Here is a 15,029-nt window from a genome sequence, read left to right as displayed (position 1 = left end):
GATGCTCGGTGGCTAGGCCGGGTGCTCGGCGCGGTCGCCCGACCAGTCGGTGTGGAAGGAGCCCTCCTTGTCCACCCGGTGGTAGGTGTGCGCGCCGAAGTAGTCGCGCAGCCCCTGCACCAGCGAGGCGGGCAGCCGGTCACGCCGCAGCCCGTCGTAGTAGGCCAGCGCCGAGGAGAAGCCGGGCGTCGGCACCCCGATCCGCACCGCCGTGGTCACCACCCGGCGCCAGGACTCCTGCGCCAGGTTGACCGCGGCCGCGAACGTCGGGTCCGCCAGCAGCGTCGGCAGGTTCGGGTCGGCGTCGTAGGCGGCGCGGATCCGGTCCAGGAACTTGGCCCTGATGATGCAGCCGCCACGCCAGATGGTGGCCATCGCGCCCAGGTCCACGTCCCAGCCGTACTCCTTGGACGCGGCCGCCATCTGGTCGAAGCCCTGCGCGTAGGCGACGATCTTGGATGCGTACAGCGCCTGCCGTACGTCCTCGACCAGCTCCTTGGCGCCGTCCCCGGACACCTCGGGACCCTCCAGCGACCGGGCGGCCCGCCGCTGCTCCGGGTGACCGGACAGCGCCCTGGCGAACACCGCCTCGGCGATCCCCGTCACCGGCACGCCCAGCTCCAGCGCGCTCTGCACGGTCCACCGGCCGGTGCCCTTCTGCTCGGCCTGGTCCACCACCACGTCCACGAACGGCTTGCCGGTCTCGGCGTCGACCTGCTCCAGCACCTCGGCGGTGATCTCGATCAGGTAGGAGCCGAGCTCGCCCTCGTTCCACTGCCTGAACACCTCCGCCAGCTCGGCGGGGGTGACGCCGAGCGCCTGGCGCAGCAGGTCGTACGACTCCGCGATGAGCTGCATGTCGGAATATTCGATACCGTTGTGCACCATCTTCACGAAGTGCCCGGCGCCGTCCGGGCCCACGTGCACCGCACAGGGCACGCCGTCCACCTTGGCCGAGATGTCCTGGAGGATCGGGCCGAGCGCCTCCCAGGACTCCTTCGAACCGCCCGGCATGATGCTCGGGCCGAGCAGCGCGCCCTCCTCGCCGCCGGAGATGCCGCTGCCGACGAAGTGGATGCCCTGCTCGCGCAGCGCGGCCTCGCGCCGGCGGGTGTCGGCGAAGTGCGCGTTGCCGCCGTCGACGATCATGTCGCCTGGCTCCATGAGCGCCGCGAGCTGGTCGATCACCGCGTCCGTGCCGGCGCCCGCCTTCACCATGATGATCGCCCGCCGGGGCCGCTTCAGCGAGGCGACGAAGTCCGCCAGCTCCCGCGCGGGCACGAACGTCCCCTCGCCGCCGAACTCCCGCACGAGCTCTTGGGTACGGCCTTCCGACCGGTTGTGCAGGGCCACCGTGTAGCCATGCCTGGCCAGGTTGCGAGCCAGGTTGCGGCCCATCACGGCCAGGCCGGTGACGCCGATATCTGCCAAGTCCATGTCAGCTCCTCTGTGAGGGATACGCATGATCCAGCCGGACGGTTCGGCCGGATATTCCCATCAGTCGCTCTGCCGGACCCCCAGCTCATCGAGCCGGTCCAGCATGTCGGCGGGGTCGGCGTAGACCCTGAACGCGCCCGCCCGTTCGAGCTCGTCCCGGCCGTAGCCGCCCGACAGCAGCCCGATCCCGAGCGCGCCCGCCCTCCGTGCGGCGAGCAGATCCCAGATGCTGTCACCCACCACCATGGCATGCGCCGGGTTCACCCGCAGCAGGGCGGCGCCGGCCAGGAACAGGTCCGGGTCGGGCTTGGCCCGGCGCACCATGTCCCGGGTCACCATCGGCGCGTCCTCGGGCAGCCCCAGCAGGCCCAGCGCGAGCCTGGCCGTACGCGCGTAACCGCTGGTCGCGATCGCCCAGGGCACGCCGCGCGAGGTCAGCTCCGTCAGCAGCTCGACCGCGCCGGGCAGCGGCCGGACGGAGTCCGCCTGCTGCTCGTAAGCCGTGGCGTGCGTCGACTGCAACGCGTCGATCTGCTCCTGCGTCAGCTTCAGCCCGGTCTCCCGCAGCAGCGCGTTCACGAACAGCCCGCCGCTCATGCCGATGCGCCGGTGGATCCGCCACACCGACAGGTCGATGCCCAGCCCCGACAGCGCCTGCCGCCAGGCGATCACATGCTGGTAGACACTGTCGATCAAGGTGCCGTCCAGGTCGAAGAGAAACGCCGGAGTGGGTGCCTCAGGGAAGTCGTCCATATCTCCATGACACCATGGCGACCATGAGGATCATCATCGCGGGCGGGCATGGCAAGATCGCGTTGCGGCTGGCGAAGCTGCTCGGCGCGGGCGCGGCGGGCCTGGTGCGCAACCCGGCGCACCTCGCCGACGTCGAGGCGACCGGGGCCGAGGCCGTGCTCTGCGACCTGGAGAAGTCGAGCGTGGCGGAGGTCGCCGAGACCCTGCGCGACGCCGACGCGGTGGTCTTCGCGGCGGGCGCCGGGCCGGGCAGCGGCGTCGCGCGCAAGGACACCGTCGACCGGGCGGCCTCCGTCCTGCTGGCCGACGCCGCCGAGCGGGCGGGCGTGCGGACCTTCGTGCAGATCTCCAGCATGGGCGCGGGCAAGCCGCCCGCCCCCGGGAGCGACGAGGTGTGGGCCACCTACATCAGGGCCAAGACCGAGGCCGAGGAGGACCTGCGCAGCCGGGACCTGGACTGGACGATCCTGCGGCCGGGCCGGCTCACCGACGAGCCGGGAATCGGCCTGGTGCGGCTGGCCCCCGAGGTGCCGCCGGGCTCGGTGCCGCGCGACGACGTCGCCGCCGTCATCGCCGCGCTGCTGCGCGCCCCGTACGCCGGCCGCCGCACCCTGGAGCTCGTCACCGGCGACATCCCCATCGGCGAGGCCGTCGCGACGCGGTGACGTGCCTCAGTCATCGAGGTAGCGCAGGATGGCCAGCACGCGGCGGCTGTAGCCGGGATCGCGCGGCAGCTCCAGCTTGTCCATGAGCGAGTGGATGTGCTTTTCGACCGTGCTCAGCGACACGTGCAGGCGTTCGGCGATCGCCGTGTTGATGCAGCCCTGGGCGAGGTGCCGCAGCACCTCTGTCTCGCGCGCGCTCAGCCTGCTCAGCGGATCGGCGTGAACGGTACGGGTGAGCAGTTGGCGGACCACCTCGGGGTCGAAGGCCGTGCCGCCCGCACGGATCCGCTCCAGCGCGTCGAGGAAGTCGGCCACCTCCGTGACGCGGTCCTTGAGCAGGTAGCCCAGGCCCCTGGCATCGCCGGCGAGGAGCCTGGCGGCGTAGGTCTTCTCCACGTACTGGGACAGGACGAGCACGCCGACGCCAGGGTGACGCTCGCGGATATCCAGAGCCGCGCGCAGTCCCTCGTCGGTGTGCGCCGGTGGCATGCGTACGTCGATCACCGCGACGTCGGGCGGATGCTCGGCGACGGCTTCCAGCAGCGCCTGACCGTCGCCGACGGCGGCCACGATCTCATGCTCGGCGTCGGCGAGCAGCCGCGTCAGCCCTTCGCGGAGCAGCACCGAATCGTCGGCCAGGATCAGGCGCACGGGACCTCCTTGGGCAGCGTGGCCGCGATTCTGGTGGGCCCGCCTGGCGGGCTGTCGACGGTGAACGCCCCGTCCAGCGCCCGCACGCGCCTGGCCTTGGCCGGGTCGGCGGCGTGCTGAGCGCGGCCGAGCAGCATGGCCAGCGCGATCCCCCGCTGCTGGACACCGTCGTGCAGGTCGCGCTCGATCCTGCGCCGCTCGTCGTCCACGGCGCGGACGATGTCGGACCTGGTGGCGGTCAGCACGGCGATGCGCCGGCGCATCCGCTCCTGGCCGCTCGGCCCGAGGAGCCGGTCGGCGAGCCGGCGCTCCGCGGCACCGGCGGCAAGCGCTCCGGTCAGGGTCAGCACGAGCAGGAACCCGCCTGTCAGCAGCCCCATGACGCCGATGTTGCTGATCACCTTCACCCCGGGGAAGTCGAACGGTACGGACTCGCTCGCGCTGGTGAGGAGCTCCCACGACCCGCCGGACAGGAGCAGGCCGCTCAGCAACAGTCCGGCGGTCACGCCGTACCCGGTCACGAGTCCTGCGGCGGCGCGCACGACGAGGAAGCCGTAGCCGCCGCCGGCCTCAGCCGTCGGATGCCCCAGCCACGTGGCGAGCCGTGCCCGTTCGAGTGCCAGCAGCTTGTCCGCGCTGCCATCTGTCTCGCCCTGGCCCCTACCCTTCCCGCGCCGGTCCCCGCGTGGGTCGACGCGTCGGTTCCTACGTCGGTCCCCGCGTCGGTCGACGCCTACGTCGAGGCGTACCGCGCGGCTACGGGCCTGCCTGGTGTCACGGTGGCGATCACGCAGCAGGGCAGAGTCATCCACACCGCCGGATACGGCACGACCGCCACCGGCGAGCCCGTCACCGCCGACACCCCCCATGGCGGTGGCCTCGGCCAGCAAGTCCTTCACCGCCCTGGCCGTCATGCAGCTGGCCGAGAAGGGCAATGTCGCCCTCGATCAGCCGGTGCGCGGCTACCTGCCCGAGCTCACGATGGCCGACCCCCGGGCCGCGCAGATCACCGTACGGCAGTTGCTGCACCAGACCTCCGGCATGGCCGACTCGGCCTTCCGGGAGAAGAGCCTGCCTCAACCGGAAACGCTCCAAGGCGCCGTGGCCCGGCTCAGCACGGCCAGGCTCGCCGCGGATCCCGGGACCGTCTTCAGCGTGATCTGGGGTGGAACCCCGGGCGTTCACGCCCGGGAGGAAACGACAGCGCGGGAGGGTCCTCAGGCCCGAGCGGTGCTCTGACAGTCGGTCTGCGTGGGTGACTCAGTCTGGCCGTTTCTGGTTCTCGATGTACTCCTTGATGATCGACAGGGGTGCTCCGCCGCAGGACGCGGCGAAATAGGAGGGGGACCAGAAATGGCCGCCCCACAGATGGCGGCGGATGTGGACCGGAAACTCCTTGCGTAGCAGCCGGGCCGAGACGCCCTTGAGAGAGTTGACCAGAGTCGAGAGCGCGACCTTGGGCGGATAGTGCACCAGCAGGTGGACATGGTCGTGCTCGCCGTTGAACTCCACCAGCGTGGCGCCGAAGCTGTCACACACCTCGATCATGATGTCCTCACAGCGGCGCAGGGTCTCATCGGTGAACACTTCGCGCCGGTATCTGGTGGTAAAGACCAAATGGGCGTGGAGGCTGTGGACCACGCTACGGCCCCGCCGGATCTCGGGGTTCGGCTCCCATCGCGGTGACATGGACCTAATGGTAGTGTGTTCGATTGTGAAACTGGTGGTGCAGGTGAAGCTCCTGCCGACGCCGCAGCAGGCGGCGGCGCTGGAAGCCACCCTGCACGCCGCCAACCGGGCGGCGAACCTGGTCGCGGCACTGGCGTTCGAGCAACGCTGTTTCCGCACCTTCGACCTGCGCAAGCACACCTACGACCAGATCAAGGCCGACTTCGGCCTGGCCGCCCAGGCCGCCCAGCACGTCATCAAGAAAGTGTGCGACGCTTACCGCACCCTGCACGCCAACCTGGCCGCCGGGAACCTGGGCAAGCCCGGATCGCCGCGCCGGATCAAAGCCGAGACCAAACCGATCTCCTTCCGGCCGCTGGCTGCCCAGCCGTTCGACGACCGGTGCCTGTCCTGGCAGCATGATGCGCGGACGGTGTCGATCTGGACGACCGCCAGGCGGTTGAAAGGGGTGGCCTTCACCGGCTCGGCGCGGCAACTGGCGCTGCTGGCCGCCCACCGCCGCGGTGAGTCGGATCTGGTGTGCCGGGACGGGATGTGGTTCCTGCACGCCACGGTCGAGGTCGCCGATGCCCCGATCGCGGTGCCGGACGGATTCCTCGGGATCGATCTGGGCATCGCCAACATCGCCACCACCAGCGACGGAGTCCGCCACAGCGGTAAAGCGCTGAAGGCTGTCCGCCACCGCCATCGCCAACTACGCCGACGCTTGCAGGCCAAGCAGACCAAGTCCGCCAGGCGGCTGCTGAAAAGACGCCGCCGTAAGGAGGCCCGTTTCGCGGCGAATGTCAACCACGTCATCGCCAAGAGCATCGTGACCGAGGCGACACGCACCGGGCGCGGGATCGCTCTGGAGGATCTCCAGGGCATTCGCGAACGGGTACGGCTTCGCAAGCCCCAGCGGGTCACGCTGCACTCCTGGAGTTTCTACCAGCTCGGAGTCTTCATCGCCTACAAGGCGGTCCGGGCAGGCGTGGCGGTGATCGCCGTGGATGCGGCCTACACCTCACAGCAGTGCTCGCACTGCGGGCATGTGGACAGGCGCAACCGGCCTGACCAGGCCACCTTCTCGTGTACGTCGTGCGGTTTCGCTGAGCACGCCGACGTCAACGCAGCCCGCAACATCGCCTCACGCGGTGAGACGGGCTGGGCAGTCAGTCACGCTGCCTGACGCGGACCGGACCGTCGAAGCCATCGACGGCGAGGAGCTGCAAGCTCGGTCGTTCACGGCCGAGAAGCTGACCTACCACAACACCAACTACCAGGTCGCCGCCCGGCTAGTCGAAGTGGTCAGCGGTCAGCTGTTCGCGGCCTACCTCGCCGCGCACATCTTCGAGCCGCTCGGCATGCGCCACAGCACGACGATCGACACCGACCGCGACCTCCCCGACAGCGCCCGCGGCCACCTGTACGTACTCGGCCAGGCTGTCGCCCTGCCGGAGCCGACCGGGTTCGGCAACGGCTCCGGTGGGGTCCTCAGCACCGCCAACGACATGGCTCGATGGCTGATCAGGCAGAACACCGGCCTCCAGGGCCTGCTGTCCCCGCACGGCGTCGAGGAGATGCGCACCGCCTCCCGGCCGAACCAGGACTACGCCCTCGGCTGGATGATCGACAAGACCGAACGCGGCACCCCCGTGCTGGAGCACGGGGGAGACCTGTTCACCTCCACCGCCCACCAACTGCTGATGCCCGGCTCGGGACACGGCATCGCCGTCATGGCCAACACCGGCATGGCCTTCTCCGACGCGCACACCCTCATGACGGGCCTGGTCGCCATCATCGAGGGCGGCGCCCCGCAGCCGCCCTCAGGGCAGCAAAAGCTCCCCACCGACGTGCTCTTCGCCCTGCTGACCCTGGTGACCATCGGGCTCGCGGTACGCGGCACGGCACGTGCCCGGCGATGGGCCGCGCGCCGCACGGGATGGCAGCTCTGGCGGCTGGCGCCGTACCTGCTGCCGATCGGGTTGTGCGCGACGATCGCCCCGATCCATCGCATCCTGGCCCGCGGCCGCGACGCCGGCTGGGTCCAGCTGGCCTACCTCTACCCGACGTTCATGCTCTGGCTGGTGACGGCCGCGGCCGCGGGCCTCACGGTGGTCGCCGCACGCCTCTGGGGCACGGCACGGCTACGACGGCGATGAAGCCGAGGTGCGGCTCTCCGCATCCATGACGTCGAAGCCTTTACCGTCATCTGGCCATACGTGGGGGTGCGTCCGGTAACAGGTCCCTGAAGGTTCGTGAAAGGGGACAAAGGTGTCGAGCATGCCATTCGGGTCGTTCTTCGGCAGGGACCCGTTCAGAGGATTCGAAGAGCTGACCGGCCGGGTGTTCGGCGACGTGGACGCATGGCCGCCGGCCAGGCACAGCGTGCAGCGGGTCGACGTCGGCAAGCTGCTGAGCGCCACGGCCAGGGACGTGCTGTCCAGCGCGCTGGAGCACGCCGGGCGGCGCGGCGCCGCGGACCTGGACGTGCTCGACCTGCTCGGGGCGCTGACCGAGGCGGAGCCCACCCACGAGCTGCTGCGCGAGGCGGGCGCGGACGTCGGCCGGCTCCGCGACCAGATCCGCGCGCTCGGCGGGCCGGGCCAGGCCGCCGAGCCGCCGACCACGCTCTCCCCGGCGGCCAAGCGGGCCGTCCTTGACGCCCAGCGCGTCGCCAGAGCCCTGGGCTCCTCCTACATCGGCCCGGAGCACCTGCTGCTCGCCGTGGCCGCCAACCCCGAGTCCAGCGTCGGGCGCATGCTGCGGGAGCAGGGCGTCTCCGCCAACGAGGTGCAGCAGGCCCTGCTCGCCGAGCCGTCCGGCACCGCACCGCGGGCGCCGGGCGAACGGCGTGAAGGCGGTGACACGCCCTCGCTCGACCAGTACGGCAGAGACCTGACCGAGGAGGCCAGGCAGGGGCGGCTCGATCCGGTCGTCGGCCGCGAGGAGGAGATCGAGCAGTCCATCGAGGTGCTGTCGCGCCGGACCAAGAACAACCCGGTGCTCATCGGCGAGCCCGGCGTCGGCAAGACCGCCATCGTCGAGGGCATCGCCCAGCGCATCGTCAACGGCAGCGTCCCCGACACCCTCAAGGACCGGCGGGTGATCGCCCTCGACCTCACCGGGATGGTGGCGGGCACGAAGTACCGGGGCGAGTTCGAGGAGCGCATCAAGCAGGTCATCGACGAGGTGCGGGCGCACGCCGACGAGACCATCGTGTTCATCGACGAGGTGCACACCCTGGTGGGCGCCGGCTCCGCCGAAGGCGGCATGGACGCCGCCAACATCCTCAAGCCCGCCCTGGCCCGGGGCGAGCTGCACGTCATCGCCGCCACCACCATCGACGAGTACCGCAAGAACATCGAGAAGGACGCCGCCCTGGAGCGCCGCCTCCAGCCGATCCTGGTCGCCGAGCCCACCGTCGAGGAGACGATCGAGATCCTGGCCGGCCTGCGGGACGCCTACGAGGCCCACCACCAGGTACGCATCACCGACGAGGCGCTCGACGCCGCCGCCACCCTGTCCGCCCGCTACATCGCCGACCGGTTCCTGCCGGACAAGGCCATCGACCTGATCGACCAGGCCTCCGCCCGGGTACGGCTGCGCTCCCGGACCCCCGCCGGCGACGTGCGCGAGCTGGAGGAGCGCCTGGAGTCGCTGCGCCGCGACAAGGACCAGGCGATCTCCTCCGACGACTTCGACCGGGCCAAGGAGATCACCACCATGATCGACAAGGTCCGGCCGGAGCTCGACCGGGCCAGGCAGGGCCACCACGAGGTGCCGCAGGTGATGGTGGAGGACATCGCGCACGTCGTCTCCCGCCGTACCGGCATCCCCGTCACCCAGCTCACCCAGCGGGAGCGTGAACGGCTGATGCGGCTGGAGCAGCTCCTGCACGAGCGGGTCATCGGCCAGGAAGAGGCGGTCGTCGCCATCGCCGAGGCGGTGCGCAGGGCCCGCGCCGGCCTGGGGGACCCGAACCGGCCGATCGGCAGCTTCCTGTTCCTCGGCCCCACCGGGGTCGGCAAGACGGAGCTCGCCAGGGCGCTCGCCGCCGCGCTGTTCGGCGGAGAGGACCACATGGTCCGGATCGACATGAGCGAGTTCCAGGAGCGGCACACCGTCTCCCGGCTCATCGGCGCGCCTCCCGGCTACGTCGGCTACGAGGAGGCCGGGCAGCTCACCGAGGCCGTCCGCCGCCGCCCGCACGGCGTGATCCTGCTCGACGAGGTCGAGAAGGCGCACCCGGACGTGACGAACATCCTGCTGCAGATGCTCGACGCCGGCCGCCTCACCGACGGTCAGGGCCGCACCGTCGACTTCAGCAACGCGATCGTCATCATGACCAGCAACATCGGCGCCCAGCTGATCCTGGACGCGCCCGGCGACGTGCCGCGCGAGCAGCTCATGGACCTGCTGCGGCACTCGCTGCGCCCCGAGCTGCTCAACCGCATCGACGAGACCATCGTGTTCAAGCGCCTGGAGCGGGAGCAGCTCCGGCAGATCGTCGACCTGCTGCTGGAGAAGACCCGGCAGCGGCTGCGCGGGCAGGACGTGACGCTGGAGGTGAGCGACGCGGCCAAGGACTGGCTGGTGGCGCGCGGTCACCAGCCGGAGTTCGGCGCCCGGCCGCTGCGCCGCACCATCCAGCGCGAGCTGGACAACCGGCTGTCGACGATGCTGCTGACCGGGGAGGTCACCGAGGGCGGCCGGGTGACGGTGGACGTCGAAGGCGACGAGCTCAGCCTGCGCGCCCACCATCCCCAGCCGGTCGGCTAGCGATCAGGCGGTGGCCGTACGGGCGCGTTCCCAGCATTCCTCCAGGGTGTGCCGGGCCAGGGCGTCGCGGACGGCGGGGACGCAGACCGGAGCCATGGACAGGCTGGTGACCCCGAGCCCGGCCAGCACCGGCGCGAGCACCGGATCACCGGCCGCCTCGCCGCACACGCCGACCGGCTTGCCCGCCGCGCGACCCGCCTGCGCGCAGGCGCCGACCAGCCGCAGCAGGGCGGGCTGCGCCGGGTCGAGCAGATCGGCCAGACCGGGATGCTGGCGGTCCGCCGCGAAGGTGTACTGGCTGAGGTCGTTGGTGCCGATGCTGAGGAAGTCGACCTCCGCCAGCAGCCGGTCCGCCTGGAGCGCGGCGGCGGGGACCTCCACCATCACGCCCACCCGGCCGATGCCCCGGGCGCGGGCGCGGCGGGCGAAGTCGGCGGCCTCGGCGCGGGTGGTGACCATCGGCGCCATCACCCACGCGTCCGCGCCGGTCGCGCGGGCCGCCTCGGCGATGGCGTCGAGCTGGGTGTCCAGCACCTCCGGCAGGAGGCGGTCCACCCGCAGGCCGCGGATGCCGAGCGCCGGATTGTGCTCAGGCGGCAGGCCGAGGAACGGCAGCGGCTTGTCGGTGCCCGCGTCCAGGGTGCGCACGACGACCTGCTCGGCCTGCCTGAACACCTCAGCGTAGGCGGCCACCTGCTCCTCGAACGACGGCGCCTGCTTGCGGTCCAGGAAGAGGAACTCCGTCCGGAACAGGCCGACGCCCTCCGCGCCCGGCCGCAGGTCGGCGGCCGAGCCGATGTTGAGCAGCAGCTTGACCGGGTGGCCGTCGGCGGTCCTGCCCGGCCCGCTGGTCGCGGCCAGCCTCGCCCGCTCCCTGCTCTCCTCCTCCAGGATGCGCGCGGCCTCCGCCACGGTGACGCCGACGGCGATCTCGCCGCTGACACCGTTCACGGAGATGTACGTACCGTCCGGCAGTTCGGTGATGCCCGCGCACGCGACCACCGCGGGCAGCCCGCGGCCGCGCGCCAGGATCGCGGTGTGGCTGGTCGGGCCGCCCTTCTCCGTCACCAGCGCCAGCACGTCGGCGCCCAGCCCCGCCGTGTCGGCGGGGGAGAGGTCCTCGGCGACCAGCACGTACGGGTGCCCCGGCGACGGCAGGCCGGGCATCGGCACGCCCAGCGCGTCGGCCACCGCCCGGTGCTTGAGGTCGTCCAGGTCGGCGGCCCGCTCACCCAGATAGCCGCCGAGCGCCGCCAGGGCCTCCCGATGCCGGTTGAACGCCGCGTCCAGCGCGTGCGCGGCGTCGAGCCCGTCCCGCACGCCCTGCTCGGCCTCCTCCCGCAGCATCGGGTCGTCGGCCATCATGGCGAGCGCGTCCAGAATCTCGGCCGCGTCGTCCCCACCGGAGCCGCCGGTCTTCCCGGGGCCGTCAGCACCGGAGCCGCCGGTCTTCCCGGGGCCGTCCCCACCGGAGCCGCCGGAGGTGCGGTCCCGCGCGGCGGCGGAGCGGTGCCGCAGGTCGGCGGCCACAGCCTCCAGAGCCTTGCCCACCACCGCGATCTCCGCCCCGGCGTCGGCCACGGGCCGCGCCGCGGGCAGCACCGGCGGCCCGGCCATCCGCATCACCGGCCCGGCCGCCCGCCCCGGACTGACGCCCAGCCCGGTGAAACCGCCCGGCGCCGGGCTGACGCCCACGCCAGTGGAACCGCCCGGCGCCGGGCCGGCGCCCGGGGTGGCGGAGCCGGCGGCGGGCGGCTCGGGAGCGCCGGCCGCCGGGACCACCTCGTCAGGCATCGAGGGCCTCTTCCGCGTCCAGGTCGCGGGAGAGCAGCCCGGCCAGGGCGTCGAGCGCCTCCTCCGCGTCCGGCGCGTCGGACTCCAGGGTCACCTCGGTGCCGTGCACCGCGCCCAGCGACAGCACGCCGAGCATGCTGTTGGCCGGAACCGCCTTGCCGTCACCCACCCGGATCCGCACGGGCACCCCCAGCCGCGCGGCCTCCTGGACGAAGAGCTTGGCAGGGCGGGCGTGCAGCCCGCTGGCCGACGCGACGGCCACCGTCCTTGCTGGCATCGGAACCTCCTCAGGGTTCGATCGTGACCTTGATGGCCGCGCCCCGGCTGACGAGATCGATCCCGTCGAGCACCTGGGACAGCGGGAGCCGGTGCGTGATCAGGTCGGCCACCGGCACGGCGCCCTCCGCGATCAGGCGGAGCGCCTCGGCGTTGTGCGCGGGGCTGGAGCCGTTCGCGCCGACGATGGTCAGCTCCCGGTAGTGCACCAGGTTGGAGTCCAGCCTGATGAACGGGTCGTCCTTGGGCAGCCCGCCGAAGAAGCTGATGCGGGCCTGCCTGGCGGCCATCAGCACCGCCTGCTCCTGCGCCGCGCCGGCCGCTGCCGCGGTGATGACCACGTCGGCGCCGCGCCCGCCGGTCAGCTTGAGCACCGTCTCGACCGGGTCGGTGTCGATGGCGGCGTCCGGATGCACCAGGTCGGCCGCCATCGCCAGCCGTTCGGCGTTCACGTCCACCAGGAACACGCGGGCCGCGCCGCGCGCCCGCGCCAGCCGGACGTGCAGGCAGCCGATCGGGCCGGCGCCCATCACCACCACGTCGTCGCCCTTGCCCACCCGGGCCAGGGCCTGCCCGTTGAGCACGCAGGCGAGCGGCTCGGCCACGGACGCCTCGGCGAAGCTCACCCCGCCCGGGATCGTGTTGACCCCGTTCACGGCGAGCACCTTGGCCGGGACGATCATGTACTCGGCGAAGCCGCCGTCGAAGTGGTAACCCATCGACTCCTGGTTCGGGCAGACGGTCAGCCGTCCCCTGGCGCACTCCGCGCACGTCCCGCACGGGATCGCGGCGATCACCTGCACCCGTTCGCCGGTGCCGACCACCTCGCCGGCGATCTCGTGCCCCATCACCCGGGGCGGCCGGATGTGGTGGTGCCCGAACTTGAAGATCTTCGCGTCGGTCCCGCAGGTCGAGCAGTTACGCACCCGGATCTTCAGCTCGCCCGGACCCGCCTCGGGCTCCGGAGCGTCCTCCACCCGGATATCGCCCGGCGCGTGGAATCTGGCGACCTTCACGACGTCAACTCCTTTGTCACCTGATGGACCTCGGTGGCCTCACGCAGCGTCCTGGCCCTGTCGGGGTCGAGCAGGATCTCCGCCAGCGCGGCCAGCAGCGGCACGTGCCCGTCGTTCTTGGCCGCGATGCCGACGCAGACCGTGACCTGATCGCCGTCCCAGTCCACCCCGTCGGGGAAGCGCACCACGCAGATCGCGTCCCGCTTGACGTCCTCCTTGGAGGCGGCGGTGCCGTGCGGGATGGCCACCCCCTCGCCGACATAGGTGGAGATGGACCGCTCGCGTTCGAGCATGGCCTCGATGTACGGCTCCGCGACGGCGCCCACGTCGACCAGGGCGCGCCCGCACCGGCGGATGGCCTCCTCCCGGCTGCCCGCACTCTCGTGCAGCAGCACGCCGCGCGGGTCGAGCAGGTCGTCACGCATCTACGGTGCCGCCGTTCTTGATCGTGGCGATCAGCTTGGTCACGGCCGGGTCGCCGAGGAAGATCTGGAACGGCACCAGCACCTTGCCGGGAGCGGAGACCCTGGCCCTGGCGGCGAGCCCGGTGTGGCACAGCACCACGTCGGCGTCGGCCGGGATGTCGTTGACCGGGGTGTGCTCCACGGTGACGCCGGTGGACTTGAGCTGCTTGCGGAGCTGGGTGGCGAGCATCACGCTGCTGCCCATGCCCGCGTCGCAGGCCACGATGATCTTGTGGATGTCCTTGCTGTCGATGCTCGGCATGACTCACGCCTCCTTGGCGATGGTTCGGGGGTGCGGTTGCGGCGTCTGCTCCGGCTTGTGCGCCTCGGCGCGCTCAGCCTCCTGAGCCTCGGCGCGGGCGGGCTCGGCCTGCTCGCTCGGCTGGGCCTGCGCGGCGTCCTCGGCCGGCTCCGGCGCGGTGCCGGACGCCGGGCCGTCGGCCGGGACCTCCTTCTCGCCCCTGCCGAAGCCCATGAGGACCGCCGCGACGACGAAGGTCACGGCCGTGGCGATGAGAATGCCGGCGATCATGCCCAGCCAGCCGCCACGCGGCGTCACCGCGATGTAGGCGAAGATGCTGCCCGGCGACGGCGTCGCCACCAGGCCCGCACCGGTGATCATGAAGGTGGCCACGCCGGACGCGCCGCCCGCGATCATGGCGAGGATGAGGCGCGGCTTCATCAGCACGTACGGGAAGTACATCTCGTGGATGCCGCCGAAGAAGTGGATGATCATCGCGGCGGGGGTGCTGGGCCGCAGCGCCCGCGGGCCGAAGAACAGGAAGGCCAGCAGCAGGCCGAGGCCGGGGCCGGGGTTCGACTCCAGCATGAACATGATCGACTTGCCGGTCTGCGCCGCCTCGGTGACGCCGATCGGGCCGAACACGCCGTGGTTGATGGCGTTGTTCAGGAACAGCACCTTGGCGGGCTCGATCAGTATGGAGACGAAGGGGAGCAGGCCGTTGTCGATCAGCCAGCCGACCGCACCGCTGGCCGCCGTGGTGATGCCCTGGACGATCGGGCCGATGGCGAACATGCCCGCGATGGCCATGACGCCGCCGACGATGCCAGCGGTGAAGTTGTCCACCAGCATCTCGAACCCGGACTTGGTCCGCTCCTCAGTGAACTTGTCCACATATTTCATGACCAGGGCGGCCAGCGGGCCGATGATCATGGCGCCGAGGAACATCGGAATGTCGGCGCCCACCACGACGCCCATGACGGCGACGGCGCCGACCACGGCGCCCCGCTGCCCGTGCACCATCCGGCCGCCGGTGTAGGCGATGAGGATGGGCAGCAGCATCGTGATGATCGGGCCCACCATCGCGGCCAGCGTGGCGTTCGGCAGCCAGCCGGTGGGGATGAACAGCGCGGTGATCAGGCCCCAGGCGATGAACGCGCCGATGTTCGGCATGATCATGCCCGCTAGATGACCGCCGATCCGCTGGATCGTGGCCTTGATGCCGGTCCCTTGGACCTTGGGAGTGTAGGTGTCGGCCATTGGACATGCTCCTTCAGGGGGG

At 71.5% G+C, this 15,029-nt stretch carries 16 protein-coding genes; 5 read left to right on the top strand and 11 right to left on the bottom strand.

Annotated elements, in window-relative coordinates:
* Positions 1–12: 12 nt before the first annotated feature.
* Both gnd and IEY87_RS14850 read right to left on the bottom strand, forming a co-directional pair.
* Positions 13–1,437 carry an NADP-dependent phosphogluconate dehydrogenase gene (gene gnd, locus IEY87_RS14855; protein WP_189139204.1) on the bottom strand — a complete coding sequence of 475 codons (1,425 nt, stop codon included), beginning with the start codon at positions 1,435–1,437 and terminating at the stop codon, positions 13–15.
* 60 nt (positions 1,438–1,497) lie between these two features.
* Positions 1,498–2,190, bottom strand: a complete 693-nt coding sequence (locus IEY87_RS14850) for an HAD family hydrolase (RefSeq protein WP_189139203.1) — start codon at positions 2,188–2,190, stop codon at positions 1,498–1,500.
* Between the two features lie 23 nt (positions 2,191–2,213).
* Here IEY87_RS14850 and IEY87_RS14845 point away from each other — a divergent pair, with 23 nt between their 5' ends.
* The gene (locus IEY87_RS14845; RefSeq protein ID WP_189139202.1) at positions 2,214–2,855 is read left to right on the top strand and encodes an SDR family oxidoreductase; all 642 of its coding nucleotides are present in this window, start codon (positions 2,214–2,216) and stop codon (positions 2,853–2,855) included.
* Between the two features lie 6 nt (positions 2,856–2,861).
* Here the strand turns inward: IEY87_RS14845 and IEY87_RS14840 are convergent, their stop codons facing one another.
* On the bottom strand, positions 2,862–3,506 hold the full coding sequence (locus IEY87_RS14840; protein WP_189139201.1) for a response regulator: 645 nt from the start codon (positions 3,504–3,506) through the stop codon (positions 2,862–2,864).
* On the bottom strand, positions 3,497–4,318 hold the full coding sequence (locus tag IEY87_RS45730) for a histidine kinase (RefSeq protein WP_225277325.1): 822 nt from the start codon (positions 4,316–4,318) through the stop codon (positions 3,497–3,499). Before IEY87_RS45730 ends, IEY87_RS14840 begins: the two co-directional genes overlap by 10 nt.
* Before the next feature lie 55 nt (positions 4,319–4,373).
* On the opposite strand from IEY87_RS45730, the gene IEY87_RS45720 reads away from it, so the two are divergent.
* A complete protein-coding gene (locus IEY87_RS45720) occupies positions 4,374–4,745 on the top strand; it encodes a serine hydrolase domain-containing protein (protein WP_229699335.1) in 372 nt (123 codons plus the stop codon).
* Positions 4,746–4,766: 21 nt separating this feature from the next.
* Here the strand turns inward: IEY87_RS45720 and tnpA are convergent, their stop codons facing one another.
* A complete protein-coding gene (gene tnpA, locus IEY87_RS14825; RefSeq protein ID WP_189139200.1) occupies positions 4,767–5,195 on the bottom strand; it encodes an IS200/IS605 family transposase in 429 nt (142 codons plus the stop codon).
* A gap of 25 nt (positions 5,196–5,220) precedes the next feature.
* Here tnpA and IEY87_RS14820 point away from each other — a divergent pair, with 25 nt between their 5' ends.
* From IEY87_RS14820 to IEY87_RS14810, 3 genes are all read left to right on the top strand, one after another.
* Positions 5,221–6,363, top strand: coding sequence for an RNA-guided endonuclease InsQ/TnpB family protein (locus IEY87_RS14820; RefSeq protein WP_225277326.1), 1,143 nt, complete (start codon positions 5,221–5,223; stop codon positions 6,361–6,363).
* Positions 6,329–7,336 carry a serine hydrolase domain-containing protein gene (locus IEY87_RS14815; protein WP_225277327.1) on the top strand — a complete coding sequence of 336 codons (1,008 nt, stop codon included), beginning with the start codon at positions 6,329–6,331 and terminating at the stop codon, positions 7,334–7,336. Before IEY87_RS14820 ends, IEY87_RS14815 begins: the two co-directional genes overlap by 35 nt.
* A 121-nt stretch (positions 7,337–7,457) precedes the next feature.
* Positions 7,458–9,956, top strand: a complete 2,499-nt coding sequence (locus IEY87_RS14810; protein ID WP_263652087.1) for an ATP-dependent Clp protease ATP-binding subunit — start codon at positions 7,458–7,460, stop codon at positions 9,954–9,956.
* A gap of 3 nt (positions 9,957–9,959) precedes the next feature.
* Here the strand turns inward: IEY87_RS14810 and ptsP are convergent, their stop codons facing one another.
* The 6 genes from ptsP to mtlA are packed head-to-tail and all read right to left on the bottom strand — an operon-like array spanning position 9,960 to position 15,007.
* The gene (gene ptsP / locus IEY87_RS14805) at positions 9,960–11,750 is read right to left on the bottom strand and encodes a phosphoenolpyruvate--protein phosphotransferase (RefSeq protein ID WP_189139198.1); all 1,791 of its coding nucleotides are present in this window, start codon (positions 11,748–11,750) and stop codon (positions 9,960–9,962) included.
* Positions 11,743–12,027 (bottom strand): HPr family phosphocarrier protein, encoded by a 285-nt coding sequence (locus IEY87_RS14800; protein ID WP_189139197.1) that lies wholly within the window; start codon positions 12,025–12,027, stop codon positions 11,743–11,745. Before IEY87_RS14800 ends, ptsP begins: the two co-directional genes overlap by 8 nt.
* A gap of 10 nt (positions 12,028–12,037) precedes the next feature.
* A complete protein-coding gene (locus IEY87_RS14795) occupies positions 12,038–13,042 on the bottom strand; it encodes a zinc-binding dehydrogenase (protein ID WP_189139196.1) in 1,005 nt (334 codons plus the stop codon).
* Complete coding sequence (locus IEY87_RS14790) at positions 13,039–13,467, bottom strand: PTS mannitol transporter subunit IIA (RefSeq protein ID WP_189139195.1); 429 nt, start codon at positions 13,465–13,467, stop codon at positions 13,039–13,041. The genes IEY87_RS14795 and IEY87_RS14790 overlap by 4 nt, the downstream gene beginning before the upstream one ends.
* Positions 13,460–13,768, bottom strand: coding sequence for a PTS lactose transporter subunit IIB (locus IEY87_RS14785; RefSeq protein ID WP_189139194.1), 309 nt, complete (start codon positions 13,766–13,768; stop codon positions 13,460–13,462). Before IEY87_RS14785 ends, IEY87_RS14790 begins: the two co-directional genes overlap by 8 nt.
* A 3-nt stretch (positions 13,769–13,771) precedes the next feature.
* A complete protein-coding gene (mtlA, locus tag IEY87_RS14780; RefSeq protein ID WP_189139193.1) occupies positions 13,772–15,007 on the bottom strand; it encodes a mannitol-specific PTS transporter subunit IIC in 1,236 nt (411 codons plus the stop codon).
* Between the last annotated feature and the right edge of the window lie 22 nt (positions 15,008–15,029).

Source organism: Nonomuraea glycinis, from assembly GCF_014646515.1.
Taxonomy (GTDB): domain Bacteria; phylum Actinomycetota; class Actinomycetes; order Streptosporangiales; family Streptosporangiaceae; genus Nonomuraea; species Nonomuraea glycinis.
This window is presented reverse-complemented; position numbering and strand designations above follow the sequence as displayed.

What these genes read in the sequence shown, in the direction of transcription:
- IEY87_RS14850 (WP_189139203.1), bottom strand. Translation starts at nt 2,190, where the DNA reads ATGGACGACTTCCCTGAGGCACCCACTCCGGCGTTTCTCTTCGACCTG.
- IEY87_RS45720 (WP_229699335.1), top strand. Translation starts at nt 4,374, where the DNA reads ATGGCGGTGGCCTCGGCCAGCAAGTCCTTCACCGCCCTGGCCGTCATG.
- ptsP (WP_189139198.1), bottom strand. Translation starts at nt 11,750, where the DNA reads ATGCCTGACGAGGTGGTCCCGGCGGCCGGCGCTCCCGAGCCGCCCGCC.
- tnpA (WP_189139200.1), bottom strand. Translation starts at nt 5,195, where the DNA reads ATGTCACCGCGATGGGAGCCGAACCCCGAGATCCGGCGGGGCCGTAGC.
- IEY87_RS14845 (WP_189139202.1), top strand. Translation starts at nt 2,214, where the DNA reads ATGAGGATCATCATCGCGGGCGGGCATGGCAAGATCGCGTTGCGGCTG.
- IEY87_RS14790 (WP_189139195.1), bottom strand. Translation starts at nt 13,467, where the DNA reads ATGCGTGACGACCTGCTCGACCCGCGCGGCGTGCTGCTGCACGAGAGT.
- gnd (WP_189139204.1), bottom strand. Translation starts at nt 1,437, where the DNA reads ATGGACTTGGCAGATATCGGCGTCACCGGCCTGGCCGTGATGGGCCGC.
- mtlA (WP_189139193.1), bottom strand. Translation starts at nt 15,007, where the DNA reads ATGGCCGACACCTACACTCCCAAGGTCCAAGGGACCGGCATCAAGGCC.
- IEY87_RS14785 (WP_189139194.1), bottom strand. Translation starts at nt 13,768, where the DNA reads ATGCCGAGCATCGACAGCAAGGACATCCACAAGATCATCGTGGCCTGC.
- IEY87_RS14800 (WP_189139197.1), bottom strand. Translation starts at nt 12,027, where the DNA reads ATGCCAGCAAGGACGGTGGCCGTCGCGTCGGCCAGCGGGCTGCACGCC.
- IEY87_RS14810 (WP_263652087.1), top strand. Translation starts at nt 7,458, where the DNA reads ATGCCATTCGGGTCGTTCTTCGGCAGGGACCCGTTCAGAGGATTCGAA.